Origin of the sequence: Ensifer sp. Root954 (genome assembly GCF_001429005.1) — a bacterium.
In the GTDB taxonomy this organism is placed as follows: domain Bacteria; phylum Pseudomonadota; class Alphaproteobacteria; order Rhizobiales; family Rhizobiaceae; genus Ensifer; species Ensifer adhaerens.
The window spans coordinates 179,090-195,335 of record NZ_LMJM01000022.1; the positions used below are offsets into that span (position 1 = coordinate 179,090).

Sequence of the window (16,246 nt, forward strand, 5' to 3'; positions counted from 1 at the left end):
GTGGCCTCAGAGCCGTGATGTCAGCAGCTTGAAGCCGGCAAAGGCGAAGAAGCCGGCCATCAGGCTCTCGATCAACCGCCTGGACTTGAGATAAGCGCGGTGTACCGGCGTGAGCGAGAAGACGATCGCAAAGCCGCAGAAGGTCATCAGACCCAAGACCATGCAGCCGCCGATAAAAGTGGCGGTAACGCCGACCGGCGCGCCCGCGGGCATGCCGAGTGACACCAGCATGATCCAGGAGAAGATCGCCTTGGGGTTCGTCAGGTGGATGCCGAGCCCCTTGAGATAGAGCCGCTTCAGCGAGGTCTGCACCTTTGCCGTCGGTACGATCGCGCTCTTGTCGCTGCGCATGGCGGCGCGTAGCGCGTTATAGGCGAGCCAGAAGAGATAGCAGGCGCCGGCGATCTTGAGCACGATGATCGCGTGGCCATAGGCGCGGATCAGCGCCGAGAGACCGGAGGCCGTCAGCATTGCCCAGGTGTAACTTCCCGTCAGAACGCCAAGGGCAAGCGCCAGGCCCGCCTTTCGTCCCTGGCTGACCGAGGTGGTGATGATCGCCAGGATCGCCGGCCCCGGCGATGCGGTCGCGATCAGATAGGCGGTCCAGGCAATGAGAAGCTGCGGCAGATAGGGCGTCAGGTCGAACATGTAAGACAAGCTCCGGCTCGGTCGCCGGAGGCTAGATCAGTCCATCGCTTGTTTGAAACGGCGAAAATGTCACCGAGACAACTTAGAGGATCTCGTCTAGCGCCTCGATCAGGCGCGCGCATTCGGCATCGGTGCCGATGGTGATGCGCAGGAAATCGGAGATGCGCGGCTTGGCGAAATGGCGCACCAGCACGGCGCGCTCGCGGAGCGCCTTCATCAGCGTTTCTCCGCGATGGCCGGGATGCCGTGCGAAAACGAAGTTTGCCGACGAAGGCAGCACCTCGAAGCCGCGCGCTGTCAGTTCGGCCGTGAGCCGGTCGCGCGACGCGATGATCTTGGCGCGAGTGTCCTCGAACCAGGCTTCATCCTCGATCGCGGCGATGGCGCCGGCCTGGGCCGGGCGGCCGAGCGGATAGGAGTTGAAGCTGTCCTTCACCCGCTCCAGCGCCTCGATCAGCGGGCGCTGGCCAATGGCGAAGCCGACGCGCAAGCCCGCAAGTGCGCGCGACTTGGAGAAGGTCTGGACCACCAAGAGGTTCTCGTATTTCGAAACCAGTTCTGCGGCCGACTGGCCGCCGAAATCGACATAGGCCTCGTCGATGACGACGGGCTGGTCCGGATGGCTTGCGACCAGCCGCTTGATGTCGGCGAGCGGCAAAGCGATGCCGGTCGGGGCATTCGGGTTCGGCAGGATGATCGCGCCGCAGGGTCGGTCGTAGTCGGCGAGATCGATCTCGAAGCGATCGCTGAGCGGGATCTCGACCGTGTCGATCTCGAAGAGCCGCGCATAGGTCGAATAGAAGCTGTAGGAGATATCCGGATAGAGCAGCGGCGCGTCGTGCTTCAGCAAGCCGGCGAAGATGTGCGCCAGCACCTCGTCCGAGCCGTTGCCGACGAAGACTTCTTCGGCGGTCACGCCATAGCGTACGGCGATGGCCTGGCGCAGCTTCAGCGCCAGCGGGTCCGGATAAAGGCGAAGATCGCTGCTCGCTGCCGCGGCGATCGCGTCGAGCACCTTCTCAGACGGACCGTAGGGGCATTCGTTGGTGTTGAGCTTCACCAGGTTGGCGATGCGCGGCTGTTCGCCAGGCACGTAGGGCTTCAGCTTGGAGACGATCGGCGACCAGTATTTGCTCATGGATCTAGCTCCTGCGATTGGCGATGAAACGGGCGGCTTCGACGAGAATGGCCGAGCGCGCTCCATAGGGCGCAAGCAGCGCTTCGGCTTCGACGACCAGTTGCTCCAGCCGGTCTTCCGCCCAGGTCTGGCCGTTGAGCGCGACCAGCGTGCCCTTGCCACGGGCGGCGTCCTTGCCGGTTGCCTTGCCCATGGTCTCCGCATCCGCGGTAAGGTCGAGCAGGTCGTCGGCAAGCTGGAAGGCAAGGCCGATCTTTTCGCCGAAGGCGCGAAGCCGCGCGCGGTCCTCCTTCGCGGCGCCGGCGACGATGGCGCCAGCCTCGCAGGCAAATCGGATCAGGGCACCTGTCTTCATCGCCTGCAGCGTGACGATCCCGGCCTCGTCCGGTGGCGACTTTTCCGCGGCCAGGTCGAGCGCCTGTCCGCCGGCCATGCCGCCGTGGCCGGCGGCGCGTCCGAGCGCCAGGACCAGCTCCACCTTCTGCGCATCCGAAAGCGCTGTTTCGGGTGCTGCGATGATGTCGAAGGCAAAGGTCAGCAGGCTGTCGCCGGCAAGAATCGCCGTCGCCTCGTCGAAGGCCCTGTGCACGGTCGGCTGGCCGCGGCGCATGTCGTCGTCGTCCATCGCCGGCAGGTCGTCATGGACCAGCGAATAGCAATGCACGCATTCGAGTGCCGCGCCGACGCGCAAGGCCGCATCGCGATTGCCGCCGAGCAGATCGGCGCATTCGATCACCAGGAAGGGGCGCAGACGCTTGCCGCCGTTCAGCACGCCGTGGCGCATGGCCGCGAGCAGGTTTGCCGGCCGGGCGATTTCGTCGGCTTCCGTCGTCTGGCCGAGCAGACGTTCCAGCAGACCCTCGACGGTGCGGGCATTGGTGGCGAGGCGACGGGTAAAAGGCGATGTGTCCTGGCTCATGCGCGCTCTTTGACATGGGCGAAGAGGGCTTTCAACGGGGATTCGTGTCGCAGCCGCGCGCTTTCCCTGGGACAGCCTTCTCCGCGCCTTGCCTTTTGCCAGAAAGCCCGTTCAACTCTGCCTGCGCATGCACTAAGAGAAGCGGATGGACAGCGAGGTGAACAGTCAGGCCGCGAACGTCGTTCCGGAAGCGCGCGAGGAGGGCGAATTGCCTTCCAGTCGCTGGTCTTCGCTTCGCCGGACGTTGCGCACGCGTCGCCGCCAGATCCTCCTGGCTGTTCTGGGCTTTCTCGTCCTTCCTTACGCGCTGATCGTTCTCTACCTGGTGGAGTTCATCCATCCCGTCTCGACGCTCATGCTGCGCGATCTCGTGCTGCTGCGCGGCTACGATCGGCAATGGGTCGAGTTCGATGATATCGCCCCGGTTCTGGTGCAGTCGGTGATGATGTCGGAGGACGGGCAGTTTTGCGCGCATGACGGCGTCGACTGGGGCCAGATGCGGGGCGTGGTCGAGGATGCGCTCGAAGGGGAATCGACCCGCGGCGCGAGCACCATTCCGATGCAGACGGTCAAGAACCTCTATCTCTGGAACGGTCGCTCCTTCCTGCGCAAGGGCATGGAACTGCCGCTGGCGGTCGCCGCCGACTTCGTGTGGAGCAAGCGGCGGATGATGGAGATCTATCTGAACATCGCCGAATGGGGCGACGGGATCTATGGTATCGAGGCGGCCGCCCGCCATCATTTCGGGGTTTCGGCGTCGAAGCTCTCGCGCCGGCAGGCGGCGCTGCTTGCGGTGTCGCTGCCCAATCCGAAGGAGCGCAACGCCGGAAAACCAGGCCGCGGTCTCAAGCGTCTGGCGAACCTGATCGAGCGCCGCGCCAGCCGCTCCGGCGGTTACATCACCTGCCTTTATAATTAGGATCAGACCTTTTCATTGGATGGGCTCGTCGGGCGATGTCATGCTCGCGTTGTAGAGTTCTGCCATCTGGGCCTCTCTCCCTTCGAAAGGCCCGATTGCTCCATGACCTTGATTTCCCCCTCGCTTCTCGCCCTTGGCCGCAGCGCCAACGATGCCCCGCCGAGACATCTCGGAACGCGCTACAACACCGAAGGCCAGTTCCTTTCGGAACCGGGCAACACGGTTGTGTCTCACGTTGCCGCCGGATCGCCGTCCGAGGCCGCCGTGCTTGCGGTGCGCGACCGGGTGATGGCGATGCCCGAGGCGGGGCAGTTCGCCTTTACCCACCCGTCCAGCCTGCACATGACGATCTTCCAGGGCATCATCGAACACCGCCGGAAGCTCCCTTACTGGCCGGCCGACATGCCGCTCGATACGCCGATCGAGGTGATGACGGCGCACTATTGCGAACGGCTTGCGCATTTTGCGCCGCTGGAGCAGTTCCGCGCCCGCGTGACCGAGATCACGCCGACGGGCCTTGCGCTCGAAGGCGACGGTGCCGCCGACCGCGCCTGTCTCAAGGCCTGGCGCGACGCTTTCGCGGAAGCCTTCGGCTATCGCCATCCGGATCATGACGACTACCAATTCCACATCACCTATGCTTACCCCGTCGACTGGCTCGACGATGCGGCGCTGCCGCGCTGGCAGGCGATGCTGGACGAGCAGCTCGCTTTTCTGCGCGAGCAGGCGCCGGTGATCGCGCTCGATCCGCCGGCCTTCTGCTCGTTCGAGGACATGAACCATTTCGAGGAACTGATCGTTTTCTCGGAGAGACCAGCAATCAAGGAACAGAAATGACCGGACTTACACTCTATGTCGGCAACAAGAACTATTCGTCCTGGTCGATGCGGCCATGGATCGCGATGACGGCAGTCGGCATCGATTTCTCGGACGTGGTCATTCCGTTCGATTTCGCCGCCGGCAATCCGGAGATCCGGGCGATCTCGCCGACCGGAAAGGTGCCGCTGCTGCGCCACGGGGACCTGCTTATCTGGGAATCGCTGGCGATCATCGAATATGTCGCCGAACTCTTTCCCGACGCCGGGCTGTGGCCGGCCGACCCTCAGGCGCGCGCCCGGGCGCGCAGCTATTCGATGGAGATGCTGTCCGGTTTTCGCGCTCTGCGTGGTGCCTGCCCGATGAACATCCGTCGGCCAAAGCAGGCGCTGGACGTTGGCGCGGACGTCCGCGCGGACGTGGCACGTATCGAGCAGATCTGGACGGAGGCGCTTGCGCGTTCCGGTGGCCCGTTCCTCTTCGGGTCCTTCAGCGCGGCCGATGCGATGTACGCGCCTGTGGTTAACCGCTTCGACGTCTACGATCTCGTTGCGGATCGAGAAACGCTCGGCTACATGAACCGCGTGAAGGCACATCCGGCGTTCCTGAAATGGGAGGAGGCCGCCCGCGCAGAGCCGTGGGTCGTCGCCGAAGACGAGGTCTGAAAAGGTCGAGTCGAAAAATTGCCCGTGGGGACTGGTCAAACGGCAGTTGTCCATGTATAAGCGCGCCAAATTTCCGTGATTAACATCTGTTTTACACGGCCATTTCGGCTGCTGAACAGTGTTTGCCCGATAAGTGGAGAATGAAATGGCTGTACCTAAAAGAAAAACGAGCCCGTCCAAGCGTGGCATGCGCCGTTCGGCTGACGCTCTGAAGACCCCGACCTACGTCGAAGACAAGAACTCCGGCGAACTGCGTCGCCCGCACCACATCGACCTGAAGACCGGCATGTACCGTGGCCGTCAGGTTCTGACCCCGAAGGAAAGCGCATAAGCGTTTCCGTTCGCGGGTTAGGTTCAAAGGGCTGGCTCTGCCGGCCCTTTTGTTTTGCATCTGACATGATCTTGCTTGGACGCCGTGGTATCGCTGGCGCCTTGCGTGACGACGCCGCATATACATGGTCCACCATAAACGCGGTCAAGGAGTTCTGATGCTTGCTGCCATACCGCTGCTGATCCTACCTTTTGCAATCTACAATCTCGCGATGATCGGAATGTTCGGCGGCCTCGCCGGCCTGAACGCCGACATGGTGTCGCTCTCCATGCTATCAGGCGCGACCTGGACGATGCGCTTCGGCGACCTTCTGATCGTCGGCGCCCTGCTGCTGCTCTTCGTCGAATTGCTGAAAGCGACGCGCACGAGCAGCCGCGCACTGATGGATCATCTGCTCTCGATGATCCTGTTCATCGTCTTTTTGATCGAATTTCTGCTGCTCGCACCGGCGGCAACGCAGCTCTTCTTCATCCTGACGACCATCAGCTTCATCGATGTTATCGCCGGCTTTGCCGTGTCGATGCGCTCGGCCGGCCGGGACGTGTCGATCGGCCTCTAGGTCCAGATGGTTCGGGGCGACGCCGCCCCGATTTCCGCGATCTCTGTTCAGGTGAGGTGAAGGCAGGAACCGTATTCCTGCCTGGTGGTCCTGCTTAGCCGAGATTGTCGAGCTTGGTCTGGAGCGCGCGAAGCTGCTCCTTCAGCTCGTCGATATCCTTGGCTTCGGCCTTCTTTGTTTCCTTCACGGGCGGCGCGGTGATGAAGGGCGAAAACATCTGCATGGCCTGATGGAACATCTCGGTGTTGCGACGCACCTGCTCTTCGACAAGTTGCAGCGGAACCTGCAGGTTTTTGCCGAGCGGCGTGTCGCCGAAGGCCTTGTTGATCTGCTCGCGCATCTGCGACTGCTGCTCGGTGAAAGCCTGCATCGAGTGTTCGAGATAGCTCGGCACCACCATCTGCATCTGGTCGCCGTAGAACGAGATCAGCTGGCGCAGGAAGGAGATCGGCAGCAGCGTGTTGCCGGTCTTGGACTCCTGCTCGAAGATGATCTGCGTCAGCACGGAATGGGTGATGTCCTCGCCGGATTTTGCATCCTGAACGATGAAGTCCTCACCCTTCTTCACCATCACAGCCAGGTCGTCGAGCGTGACATAGGTGCTGGTCCCGGTGTTGTAGAGCCGCCGGTTTGCATATTTTTTGATAACGATCTGGCCTTCGTGCTTCGCCATCAGGGTCTCCTCTCCCCCATCATCCCGTCTTTATTGCGTTTTTCAGAGTATCCGCAAAAGCGCGCCGCTGACAATGTCTTTGTGCGTTGCGGCGACGCAAGTGCAAAATCTTGCGGTTGCGTTTTAGGTGACGCTTTTGTGGCACTGCATCAAGGCGTTTGACTTGCGTCGCGCGCTTTGCCAGTCTGCCTGCATTAGGCAAGAAGATCTGAGGAAACGTCCCATGAGCAATCCCTCCATCGTGATCGCCAGCGCCGGCCGCACCGCGGTCGGTTCCTTCAACGGTGCCTTTGGCAATACGCCGGCGCATGAACTTGGCGCTGCCGTCATCAAGGGCGTGCTCGAGCGCGCAGGCGTCGAGGCTGCCGAGGTCGACGAGGTGATCCTCGGCCAGGTGCTGCAGGCCGGCGAAGGCCAGAACCCGGCGCGCCAGGCGGCGATGAAGGCGGGCGTTCCTCAGGAAAAGACCGCCTGGGGCATGAACCAGCTTTGCGGCTCGGGCCTGCGCGCCGTCGCGCTCGGCATGCAGCAGATTGCAACCGGTGATGCTGAGATCATCGTCGCCGGCGGCATGGAGTCCATGTCGATGGCGCCGCATTGCTCGCATCTTCGCGGCGGCGTGAAGATGGGCGACTTCAAGATGATCGACACGATGATCAAGGACGGCCTGACCGACGCCTTCTACGGTTATCACATGGGCATCACCGCCGAGAACGTCGCTCGCCAGTGGCAGCTCAGCCGCGAGGAGCAGGATGCGTTCGCGCTCGCCTCGCAGAACAAGGCCGAAGCCGCCCAGAAGGCCGGGCGCTTTGCCGACGAGATCATTCCCTTCATCGTCAAGGGTCGCAAGGGCGACGTCACCGTCGACCAGGACGAATATATCCGCCACGGCGCAACGCTCGATCAGATGACGAAGCTGCGCCCCGCCTTCGACAAGGAAGGCACGGTCACCGCCGGCAACGCTTCCGGCCTCAATGACGGCGCCGCAGCCACCCTGCTGATGACCGAGGCGCAGGCCTCCAAGCGCGGCATCCAGCCGCTTGCCCGTATCGTTTCCTGGGCAACCGCCGGCGTCGATCCGCAGGTCATGGGCACCGGCCCGATCCCGGCGTCGCGCAAGGCGTTGGCAAGGGCCGGCTGGGCGATCGGCGATGTCGAGCTGGTGGAGGCCAACGAAGCCTTCGCTGCCCAGGCCTGCGCGGTCAACAAAGACCTCGGCTGGGATCCGTCGATCGTCAACGTCAATGGCGGCGCGATCGCCATCGGTCACCCGATCGGCGCTTCCGGCGCCCGCGTGCTCAACACGCTGCTTTTCGAAATGAAGCGCCGCGGCGTTTCCAAGGGGCTTGCAACCCTCTGCATCGGCGGCGGCATGGGCGTCGCCATGTGCGTCGAGCGGCTCTGATCGGTCTGGCGGCATGAACAGCGCCAGGTGGGTTCCATTTTCCCTGCTTCTGGCCGGTTCGCCGATCGTTTCTGCACATGCCAATCCCGCGCCTCTCGATGAGGCGCGGCTGGTAGAGTGCATGCTGGAACATACGACTTCCGACGAGGAGAGCGTTTTCAAGGACGTGATGGTCGCGGCCTTGAGAGATGACAGCGGCGCATTGAAGGTGTCGCTGGAGCAGCTCTCCGCGGTGATGATGGGCCTCGCGCTGGAGAAGTGCGAGGTGGCTCTGTCCGCGCTGGCTACGCCGCAGTTTCAAGCGGCCGCCGGGCTCTACGGGCAACAGGTCGGCGAAAAGCTGATGCAGAAGGCATTCGAAAAACTGAACTGATCAAGTGGGAGGCGCATATGAGCAGGGTAGCATTGGTCACGGGTGGGTCGCGCGGCATTGGTGCGGCAATTTCCATCGCACTCAAGAATGCCGGCTACAAGGTGGCTGCCAACTATGCCGGCAATGACGAGAAGGCTCAGGCCTTCAAGCAGGAAACCGGCATCCCGGTCTACAAATGGGACGTTTCCAACTATCAGGCCTGTGCCGAGGGCATCGCCAAGGTCGAGGCCGATCTCGGTCCGGTCGATGTGCTCGTCAACAATGCCGGCATCACCCGCGATGCCATGTTTCACAAGATGACGCCGGAGCAATGGGGTGAGGTGATCGGAACCAATCTCACCGGTCTCTTCAACATGACGCATCCGCTTTGGTCGGCCATGCGCGACCGTGGCTTCGGTCGCGTCATCAACATCTCGTCGATCAACGGCCAGAAGGGCCAGATGGGGCAGGCCAACTATTCGGCGGCCAAGGCCGGCGATCTCGGCTTCACCAAGTCGCTCGCCCAGGAAGGGGCTGCCAAGGGCATTACCGTGAACGCGATCTGCCCCGGCTATATCGGCACGGAGATGGTGCGGGCGGTGCCGGAGAAGGTGCTCAACGAGCGCATCATCCCGCAGATCCCGGTCGGCCGCCTCGGCGAACCGGAAGAAATCGCCCGCTGCGTGGTGTTCCTCGCCTCCGACGATGCCGGCTTCATCACCGGCTCGACGATTTCGGCGAACGGCGGACAGTTTTTCGTCTGAGCATCAGACAAGCCGAACATTACCGGACGGCGCCTTTCGAGGCGCCGTTTCCATGCGGCGGCAGCGCTGAGAATCCCGCTCGAAATCCTGAAGTTGCGCTGGCAGTTCCGTTGCCGGAGTGGGGCGTAGACACTATATCTTGTGGAGAACAAAGGTGGAATGACGCGCGGTCTGCGAGTCGCTGCCGAATGTTCCCGCACTGGTCGCGACTCTAAACTGCGATTCTCATTCTCTCCCTTGGGTGAATCCCTGACGAATTTCGTGAAAAATTTTCCAGGCTTTCCAGAGTCTTGGATTCGGAATCCTTTGATCTGTCTGGCGGTGGCACAGCCAGGATTCAGGCGAGTCGCGGGCCCTGACGTGCGGAATCAGTGCCAGATTCAGCATGTGGTGCAACGTTCGGTGTTGAAATCTATATGTAGTCGTGAACATACAGTGAATCACAACGAGTCGTCGATTCGTCGCCGATTCGTTCCGCGGCTGTTCCAATTGTCGATTGCGCCGACCACAACAGGTGGTGCAATGGGCTGAGAGATGCCAAGCGATGGTTTTAGTTGTCGGCGCCCCTTGCGTTTGGCTCGGTGCGTGGGCATGTGTTTGCCGCCAGCGTGAAAAGACGCTGCCGTAATTTCTGAATGCCCGGGATCGATGACGTGTCCGTTCACCCCATGATCCTGAGCGGCCGCGGTGTCACCGCGGTGCTCGGGCCTACCAATACCGGCAAGACGCACTACGCGATCGAGCGCATGATTGCGCACGACAGCGGCGTCATAGGCCTGCCGCTGCGGCTTCTCGCGCGCGAGGTCTATACGCGCCTGGTCGAAAGGGTCGGCCACCACAATGTCGCGCTGATCACCGGCGAGGAAAAGATCACCCCGCATCGCGCGCGCTATTCGGTCTGCACCGTCGAGGCCATGCCGCGCGAGACGACGGCGTCCTTCGTCGCGATCGATGAAGTGCAGCTTGCCGGAGATCTCGAGCGCGGCCATATCTTCACGGACCGGATCCTGCACCTGCGCGGTCGCGGCGAGACGCTGCTGCTTGGTGCCGGAACGATGCGGCCGATCCTCGAGCAGTTGCTGCCCGGCATCACCGTCGTCGAGCGACCGCGCATGTCGCAACTGCTCTATGCCGGTTCGAAGAAGATAACCCGTCTGCCGCACCGCACGGCGATCGTCGCCTTCTCTGCCGACGAGGTCTATGCGATCGCCGAGCTGATCCGCCGCCAGCGTGGCGGTGCCGCCGTCGTGCTCGGCGCGCTGTCGCCGCGCACGCGCAATGCGCAGGTGGCGCTCTACCAGGAAGGTGACGTCGAATACCTGGTCGCGACCGACGCGATCGGCATGGGCCTCAATCTCGACGTCGACCATGTCGCCTTCGCGCAGGACCGCAAGTTCGACGGCTATCAGTTCCGCAATCTCAACCCGGCCGAACTCGCGCAGATCGCCGGCCGCGCCGGCCGGCACTTGCGTGACGGTACGTTCGGTGTGACCGGCCGCGTCGATCCCTTCGACAACGAGCTGGTCCACCGTATCGAGGCGCATGAGTTCGATCCGGTGAAGGTGCTACAGTGGCGCTCGAAGGCGTTCGACTACGCGTCGATTGCCGCTCTGAAGAAGAGTCTTGAGGCCGCGCCGACGGTTCCCGGCCTTGCCCGGGCGCTACCTGCGGTAGACCAGCAGGCGTTCGAGCATTTGGCCCGCTACCCTGAGGTCGTCGACATCACGACCAATGCCGAGCGGGTGGAAAAACTGTGGGAAGCCTGCGCGCTGCCGGACTATCGGCGCATTACACCGGCTCAACATGCCGACTTGATCTCGACGATCTACGCGGATCTTGTCCGCCGCGGTACCGTAAACGAAGATTTCATGGCCGAGCAGGTCAGGCGGGCCGATCATACGGACGGTGAGATCGACACACTTTCGGCGCGAATCGCGCAGATCAGGACATGGACTTATGTGTCGAACCGGCCAGGATGGCTGGCCGATCCGACACACTGGCAAGAAAAGACGCGGGAAATTGAAGATCGATTATCCGACGCACTACATGAACGGTTGACGAAACGCTTTGTTGATCGCAGGACATCTGTGCTCATGAAGCGCCTGAGAGAGAATGCTATGCTGGAAGCTGAAATCAGTGTGAATGGTGATGTCTTCGTTGAAGGTCATCACGTAGGACAACTAACCGGTTTCCGGTTTACGCTGGCGACCGGCGGCGATGGCCCGGATGCCAAGGCTGTGCAGGGTGCTGCCCAGAAGGCGCTGGCGCTCGAGTTTGAGGCACGCGCCGCGCGGCTGCATGCTTCCGGCAACAACGACCTGGCGCTTTCGTCGGATGGTCTTGTGCGCTGGCTCGGCGATCCCGTCGCCCGTCTGACGGCAAGCGACCACGTCATGCGCCCGCGCGTCATCCTGCTGGCCGATGATCAGCTGCAGGCGAACGCCCGCGAGCACGTTCTGGCGCGCATCGAGCGTTTCGTGAACCATCACATCGGAACGGTCTTGAAGCCGCTCGACGATATTTCACGCGCTGAAGATCTCGAAGGTCTCGCCAAGGGCCTCGCCTTCCAGCTCGTCGAAAACCTCGGCGTGCTGTTCCGCCGCGATGTCGCAGACGACGTCAAGTCGCTCGACCAGGACGGTCGCGCTTCGATCCGCAAGTACGGCGTTCGCTTCGGCGCCTACCACATCTTCCTGCCGGCGCTCCTGAAGCCGGCTCCGGCCGAACTCATCACGCTCCTCTGGGCGCTGAAGAACGACGGCCTCGACAAGCCCGGCTATGGCGACCTCATCCCGATGCTCGCCGCCGGCCGTACGTCTGTCGTTACCGATCCGTCTTTCGAGCGGACCTTCTACAAGCTCGCCGGTTTCCGCTTCCTCGGAAAGCGTGCGGTGCGCATCGATATCCTCGAGCGCCTCGCTGACCTCATCCGACCGCTCCTTCAGTGGAAACCGGGCACGCAGCCGCGTCCGGAAGGCGCCTATGACGGCCGCCGCTTTACAGCGACCACCTCCATGCTCTCGATCCTCGGTGCAACGCCCGACGACATGGAAGAGATCCTGAAGGGCCTCGGCTACCGCGCAGACAGCGTCAAGGCCGAGGAGGCCCAGGCCTTCCTCATGGGCCAGGATGGTGGTGCTGCGGCTGCTGCCGCCGCTTCCGAACCGGTCGCTGCGGTTGATGACGCCGATGCCGGCGACAGTGCGGCAGAAGCCGAGACTGCAGTCGTCGAGGCACCTGCTGCCGAGGCCGAAAAGGCCGAAGCTGACGTTGCCGTCGCTGCCGACGGGGCCCAGCCTGCTGAGGCTCAGGTGACCGAGACCCAAGTGACGGAGACCGGCGAGCCGGTCGAAGCCAAACCCGTTCTGCTCTGGCGTCCCGGCACCCGTCAGGACAACCAGCGCCAGGGCGGTGGCCGCCACGAGGGCGACCAGCGTCGCGGCGGTCAGCGCCACGGGCGTGGCCAGGGCCAGGGCCAGGGCGAAGGACGTGAAGGCGGGCGCAAGGGTGGTCAGCAGGCGCGTGGTAAGCGCCATGACGGTGGCAAGCCGGAAGGCGGCCCGCGTCAGGATCGCGGCGAGCGTCATGATCGTCACGACCGCGGCGGCAAGCCGGGTCAGGGCAAATTCGAGGCGCGTCCGCCGCGTCGCGAAAAGCCGTTGGATCCGGATTCGCCCTTCGCCAAGCTTGCTGCTCTCAAGGAGCAGATGAAGAAGTAAGGTAGACCATGGAAAAACAGCCTGCGTCCAACCCGGCATCGCGCCAGCGTCTCGACAAGTGGCTGTTTTTCACGCGGCTGATCAAATCCCGATCGCTTGCGCAAAAGGCGATCGAGGATGGCCGTGTCGCCGTCAATGACGAGCGCGTGACGCAGTCGTCGTTTCAATTGAAGACGGGCGATATGCTCGAACTTGCGCTCGACCGGCGCAGTCTGATCGTCCGGGTCCTGGGCCCGGGTGAGCGGCGCGGTCCCTATGAGGAAGCGCGTCTGCTTTACGACGATCTGACGCCAGAGCAGCCGAAGGAGAAATTGTCGGCCTACGAGCTTGCCACGCGCGAGCGCGGAGCGGGCCGGCCGACGAAGAAGGAGCGGCGGGAAACCGATCGGCTAAAGCCCGATTTCGATCCGCGCGAGGACTGATGGGCGCCGCGAACCCTGCCCGCCGCTGGCTGTAAAACACGACGCGCTTTTGCGCGACAGCCTTTAGAAAACTCTGCCTTTGCCGTGGCGTTTCGCGCATTGAATATTCTTGCAAAGGGTCCATAAAGCCTTTACCTGACAGACCCACGTTGGGTGCATCGGGTTTGCTTCGGCAGCTATGTGCGCCGGACATTCCTAGCATGCGCGGACGACGAGCATCACCATTGATTGCCGTCTGCCATCAAACGTGAGCATTGGCTGGAGTACCTCATGACGTATGTCGTGACCGACAATTGCATTCGCTGCAAGTATACGGACTGTGTCGAAGTCTGCCCCGTGGACTGCTTCTACGAGGGTGAGAATTTCCTCGTCATTCATCCCGACGAGTGCATCGATTGTGGCGTTTGCGAGCCGGAATGTCCTGCCGAGGCGATCAAGCCGGATACCGAGCCGGGTCTTGATATGTGGCTGAAACTGAACGCGGATTTCGCTTCGAAGTGGCCGAACATCACCGTCAAGCGCGACCCGATGCCGGAAGCGAAGGAGATGGACGGCGTCGAAGCCAAGTACGAGAAGTTCTTCTCGACCGAGCCGGGCCAGGGCGACTGAGACGAAGCGGTCGCCGCCGTTCGTCGAGGCTGACGAAGCAAAGCTGCCCCCGGGGCGCAAAGCTGGGGAAAACACGAGCCGCGCTCGCAGTTGCGAGAATGGTGGCTTGATGGCTGCCATGCAGCAAATTATTGATTTCGGCACTTTTTTGTGATAGGTTCCTTCTACTGATCCACAGAGGGTGTTTTTGCGCGCCCGAAAACCATCACGAAAGCAAACGATCTCCAAAACGCGGTTTCTCCCTAGTACGCAACATGGCGTTGCTCTGTTGTGACCGCATTTTATGAGGCTGTTTGCATTCCTTGGACGGACCAGGATGTACCCACCCGGCGGTATCCCCGTCTATCCCGGGCCTCACTGACCCGGCCCCGGCCAGAATGGCCGGCGCGAAACAGGGAGTTTTTGAAACGAATGACGACCCAGCAGAAAAAATCTTCGACACGCCAGGGCTTCAAGACCGGTGAATCGATCGTCTATCCGGCCCACGGCGTTGGCCAGATCGTGGCGATCGAAGAGCAGGAAGTCGCCGGCATGAAGCTTGAGCTTTTTGTCATCGATTTCGAGAAGGACAAGATGCGCCTGAAAGTGCCAGTGGCCAAGGCCGTCAGCATCGGCATGCGCAAGCTCTCCGAAACCGATTTCGTCGACCGCGCGTTGAAGGTTGTGCAGGGCAAGGCTCGCGTGAAGCGCACCATGTGGTCGCGCCGCGCCCAGGAATACGATGCCAAGATCAATTCCGGCGACCTGATTTCCATCGCGGAAGTCGTGCGCGATCTCTACCGCGCCGAAAACCAGCCGGAACAGTCCTATTCCGAACGCCAGCTCTACGAAGCTGCCCTCGACCGCATGGCGCGCGAAATCGCTGCCGTCAACAAGATGTCGGAAACCGAAGCTGTTCGCCTCGTCGAGGCCAACCTCAGCAAGGGTCCGAAGCGCGGCAAGGCGATCGACGAAGACGACGCTCAGGACGAAGCTGCATAAGCTGTCCGACTGCACTGAGACTTCCAAAAAGCCCGGCCATCGCGCCGGGCTTTTTCTTTGATCGCATGGAACTTTTGCCGTCCGGGCGCATTTATAAAGGCCGGCAGAAGCGCGCCGCTTTCGCGCCGGGCGATCTTGCTTCTGTGATCCCGTCACCGTTCAGGTTCGTGACTTCGAAGTTAGGGCGCCGCGTCGTTTCTTCAAGTTTCGACATCGCGGCGCGAGACGCCCCCTGCTGCCGGACACTGCATCCGTCCGGCCTTTTGGACTTCACACGCAATGGCGCCCGGCGCCAGTCACGGAGTGATCGATGAAGACTCTCACTGCAGACCGGCGGATGATCAAGATCGCAATGGAGGCGCCATATCTCGAGCGCGACGAGGAGCACAAGCTGGCGCAAGCCTGGCGAAACGACAACGATCAGGAAGCCCGCAACAAGATCGCCATGTCGCATATGCGTCTGGTGATCTCGATGGCCGCGAAGTTTCGCAATTTCGGCCTGCCCATGGGCGATCTCGTCCAGGAGGGCCATATCGGTCTCCTGGAGGCGGCGGCCCGTTTCGAGCCGAGCCGCGAGGTCCGCTTCTCCACCTATGCCACCTGGTGGATCCGGGCGTCGATGCAGGACTATGTCCTGCGCAACTGGTCGATCGTCCGCGGTGGCACCAGTTCGGCGCAGAAGGCCCTGTTCTTCAACCTTCGGCGTCTTCGCGCCCGGCTTGCCCAGGGCGACAGGCAGCTTACATCGCAGGCTATGCATGAGGAGATTGCGGCTGCCCTCGGCGTCAGCATCGCCGACGTGCAGACGATGGATGCACGTCTCTCTGGCAGCGACACCTCGCTGCAGGCGCCGGTCGGCGGCAGTGATTCCGATGGCGGTGAACGGCTGGATTTCCTCGCCAGCGACGCGCCGCTGCCGGACGAGCAGGTGAGCGAGATGATCGACGGCGAACGGGCTCGTGTGTGGCTGCGCGACGCGCTGTGCGCGCTGACGGAGCGCGAAATGCGCATCATCCGCGCCCGGCGGCTGACGGAAGAAGGAGCGACGCTCGAAGAGCTCGGCATCGATCTCGGCATATCCAAGGAACGTGTGCGGCAGATCGAAACTCGGGCGCTGGAGAAGCTCCGGGCGGCCTTGGCGACGCGAGCGCCGGCGCTGACCGCAGGCATTCATTGACCGCCTGACGTCGACCGTCTGCCGCCATGCCCGTACTATTCGCCGGAACCCCGCATTGCGCCGGGAAGCGGCACTGTCCGCTGTCAATTTGGCGATGACGATTGGCGCAGCGTGCTTTCGTTCGTGACCGTTCAGGCGCCTCGCGACGT

Annotated in this window: 17 protein-coding genes; 13 read left to right on the forward strand and 4 right to left on the reverse strand. The window is 62.4% G+C overall.

Annotated features, from left to right (window positions below; all coding sequences use genetic code 11):
• Nucleotides 1–6: 6 nt before the first annotated feature.
• The 3 genes from ASE71_RS12840 to ASE71_RS12850 form a co-directional block, all read right to left on the reverse strand.
• Nucleotides 7–648: a LysE family translocator gene (locus tag ASE71_RS12840; protein WP_034802945.1), complete on the reverse strand. Its 642-nt coding sequence runs from the start codon at nucleotides 646–648 to the stop codon at nucleotides 7–9.
• Nucleotides 649–730: 82 nt separating this feature from the next.
• A complete protein-coding gene (gene hisC / locus ASE71_RS12845; RefSeq protein ID WP_060521482.1) occupies nucleotides 731–1,786 on the reverse strand; it encodes a histidinol-phosphate transaminase in 1,056 nt (351 codons plus the stop codon).
• A 4-nt stretch (nucleotides 1,787–1,790) separates the two neighbouring features.
• Complete coding sequence (locus ASE71_RS12850) at nucleotides 1,791–2,705, reverse strand: polyprenyl synthetase family protein (RefSeq protein WP_060521481.1); 915 nt, start codon at nucleotides 2,703–2,705, stop codon at nucleotides 1,791–1,793.
• Between the two features lie 145 nt (nucleotides 2,706–2,850).
• Here ASE71_RS12850 and mtgA point away from each other — a divergent pair, with 145 nt between their 5' ends.
• From mtgA to ASE71_RS12875, 5 genes are all read left to right on the forward strand, one after another.
• Entirely contained in the window at nucleotides 2,851–3,624 is a 774-nt protein-coding gene (gene mtgA / locus ASE71_RS12855) for a monofunctional biosynthetic peptidoglycan transglycosylase (RefSeq protein WP_060521480.1), read from the forward strand.
• A gap of 102 nt (nucleotides 3,625–3,726) precedes the next feature.
• Nucleotides 3,727–4,461, forward strand: a complete 735-nt coding sequence (locus ASE71_RS12860) for a DUF1868 domain-containing protein (protein WP_060521479.1) — start codon at nucleotides 3,727–3,729, stop codon at nucleotides 4,459–4,461.
• Complete coding sequence (locus ASE71_RS12865) at nucleotides 4,458–5,105, forward strand: glutathione S-transferase family protein (protein ID WP_034802931.1); 648 nt, start codon at nucleotides 4,458–4,460, stop codon at nucleotides 5,103–5,105. Before ASE71_RS12860 ends, ASE71_RS12865 begins: the two co-directional genes overlap by 4 nt.
• Nucleotides 5,106–5,250: 145 nt before the next feature.
• A complete protein-coding gene (gene rpmF / locus ASE71_RS12870; protein ID WP_034802928.1) occupies nucleotides 5,251–5,436 on the forward strand; it encodes a 50S ribosomal protein L32 in 186 nt (61 codons plus the stop codon).
• A 157-nt stretch (nucleotides 5,437–5,593) separates the two neighbouring features.
• Nucleotides 5,594–5,995 (forward strand): hypothetical protein, encoded by a 402-nt coding sequence (locus tag ASE71_RS12875; RefSeq protein WP_060521478.1) that lies wholly within the window; start codon nucleotides 5,594–5,596, stop codon nucleotides 5,993–5,995.
• Nucleotides 5,996–6,089: 94 nt separating this feature from the next.
• On the opposite strand, the gene phaR is transcribed toward ASE71_RS12875, so the two are convergent.
• Nucleotides 6,090–6,668, reverse strand: a complete 579-nt coding sequence (gene phaR / locus ASE71_RS12880; RefSeq protein ID WP_034802922.1) for a polyhydroxyalkanoate synthesis repressor PhaR — start codon at nucleotides 6,666–6,668, stop codon at nucleotides 6,090–6,092.
• Nucleotides 6,669–6,891: 223 nt separating this feature from the next.
• Between phaR and ASE71_RS12885 the strand changes: the two genes are divergently transcribed.
• From ASE71_RS12885 to ASE71_RS12920, 8 genes are all read left to right on the forward strand, one after another.
• The gene (locus ASE71_RS12885; protein ID WP_060521477.1) at nucleotides 6,892–8,073 is read left to right on the forward strand and encodes an acetyl-CoA C-acetyltransferase; all 1,182 of its coding nucleotides are present in this window, start codon (nucleotides 6,892–6,894) and stop codon (nucleotides 8,071–8,073) included.
• A gap of 121 nt (nucleotides 8,074–8,194) precedes the next feature.
• A complete protein-coding gene (locus tag ASE71_RS12890; RefSeq protein WP_156400763.1) occupies nucleotides 8,195–8,446 on the forward strand; it encodes a hypothetical protein in 252 nt (83 codons plus the stop codon).
• Nucleotides 8,447–8,463: 17 nt separating this feature from the next.
• Entirely contained in the window at nucleotides 8,464–9,189 is a 726-nt protein-coding gene (locus ASE71_RS12895) for a beta-ketoacyl-ACP reductase (RefSeq protein ID WP_060521475.1), read from the forward strand.
• Nucleotides 9,190–9,842: 653 nt separating this feature from the next.
• The gene (locus tag ASE71_RS12900; protein WP_060521579.1) at nucleotides 9,843–12,908 is read left to right on the forward strand and encodes a helicase-related protein; all 3,066 of its coding nucleotides are present in this window, start codon (nucleotides 9,843–9,845) and stop codon (nucleotides 12,906–12,908) included.
• An 8-nt stretch (nucleotides 12,909–12,916) separates the two neighbouring features.
• On the forward strand, nucleotides 12,917–13,330 hold the full coding sequence (locus tag ASE71_RS12905) for an RNA-binding S4 domain-containing protein (RefSeq protein WP_060521474.1): 414 nt from the start codon (nucleotides 12,917–12,919) through the stop codon (nucleotides 13,328–13,330).
• A 270-nt stretch (nucleotides 13,331–13,600) separates the two neighbouring features.
• Complete coding sequence (gene fdxA / locus ASE71_RS12910) at nucleotides 13,601–13,939, forward strand: ferredoxin FdxA (protein WP_060521473.1); 339 nt, start codon at nucleotides 13,601–13,603, stop codon at nucleotides 13,937–13,939.
• Nucleotides 13,940–14,350: 411 nt separating this feature from the next.
• The gene (locus ASE71_RS12915) at nucleotides 14,351–14,920 is read left to right on the forward strand and encodes a CarD family transcriptional regulator (RefSeq protein ID WP_034802893.1); all 570 of its coding nucleotides are present in this window, start codon (nucleotides 14,351–14,353) and stop codon (nucleotides 14,918–14,920) included.
• 310 nt (nucleotides 14,921–15,230) lie between these two features.
• Complete coding sequence (locus ASE71_RS12920) at nucleotides 15,231–16,097, forward strand: RNA polymerase factor sigma-32 (protein ID WP_034802890.1); 867 nt, start codon at nucleotides 15,231–15,233, stop codon at nucleotides 16,095–16,097.
• Nucleotides 16,098–16,246: the final 149 nt, after the last annotated feature.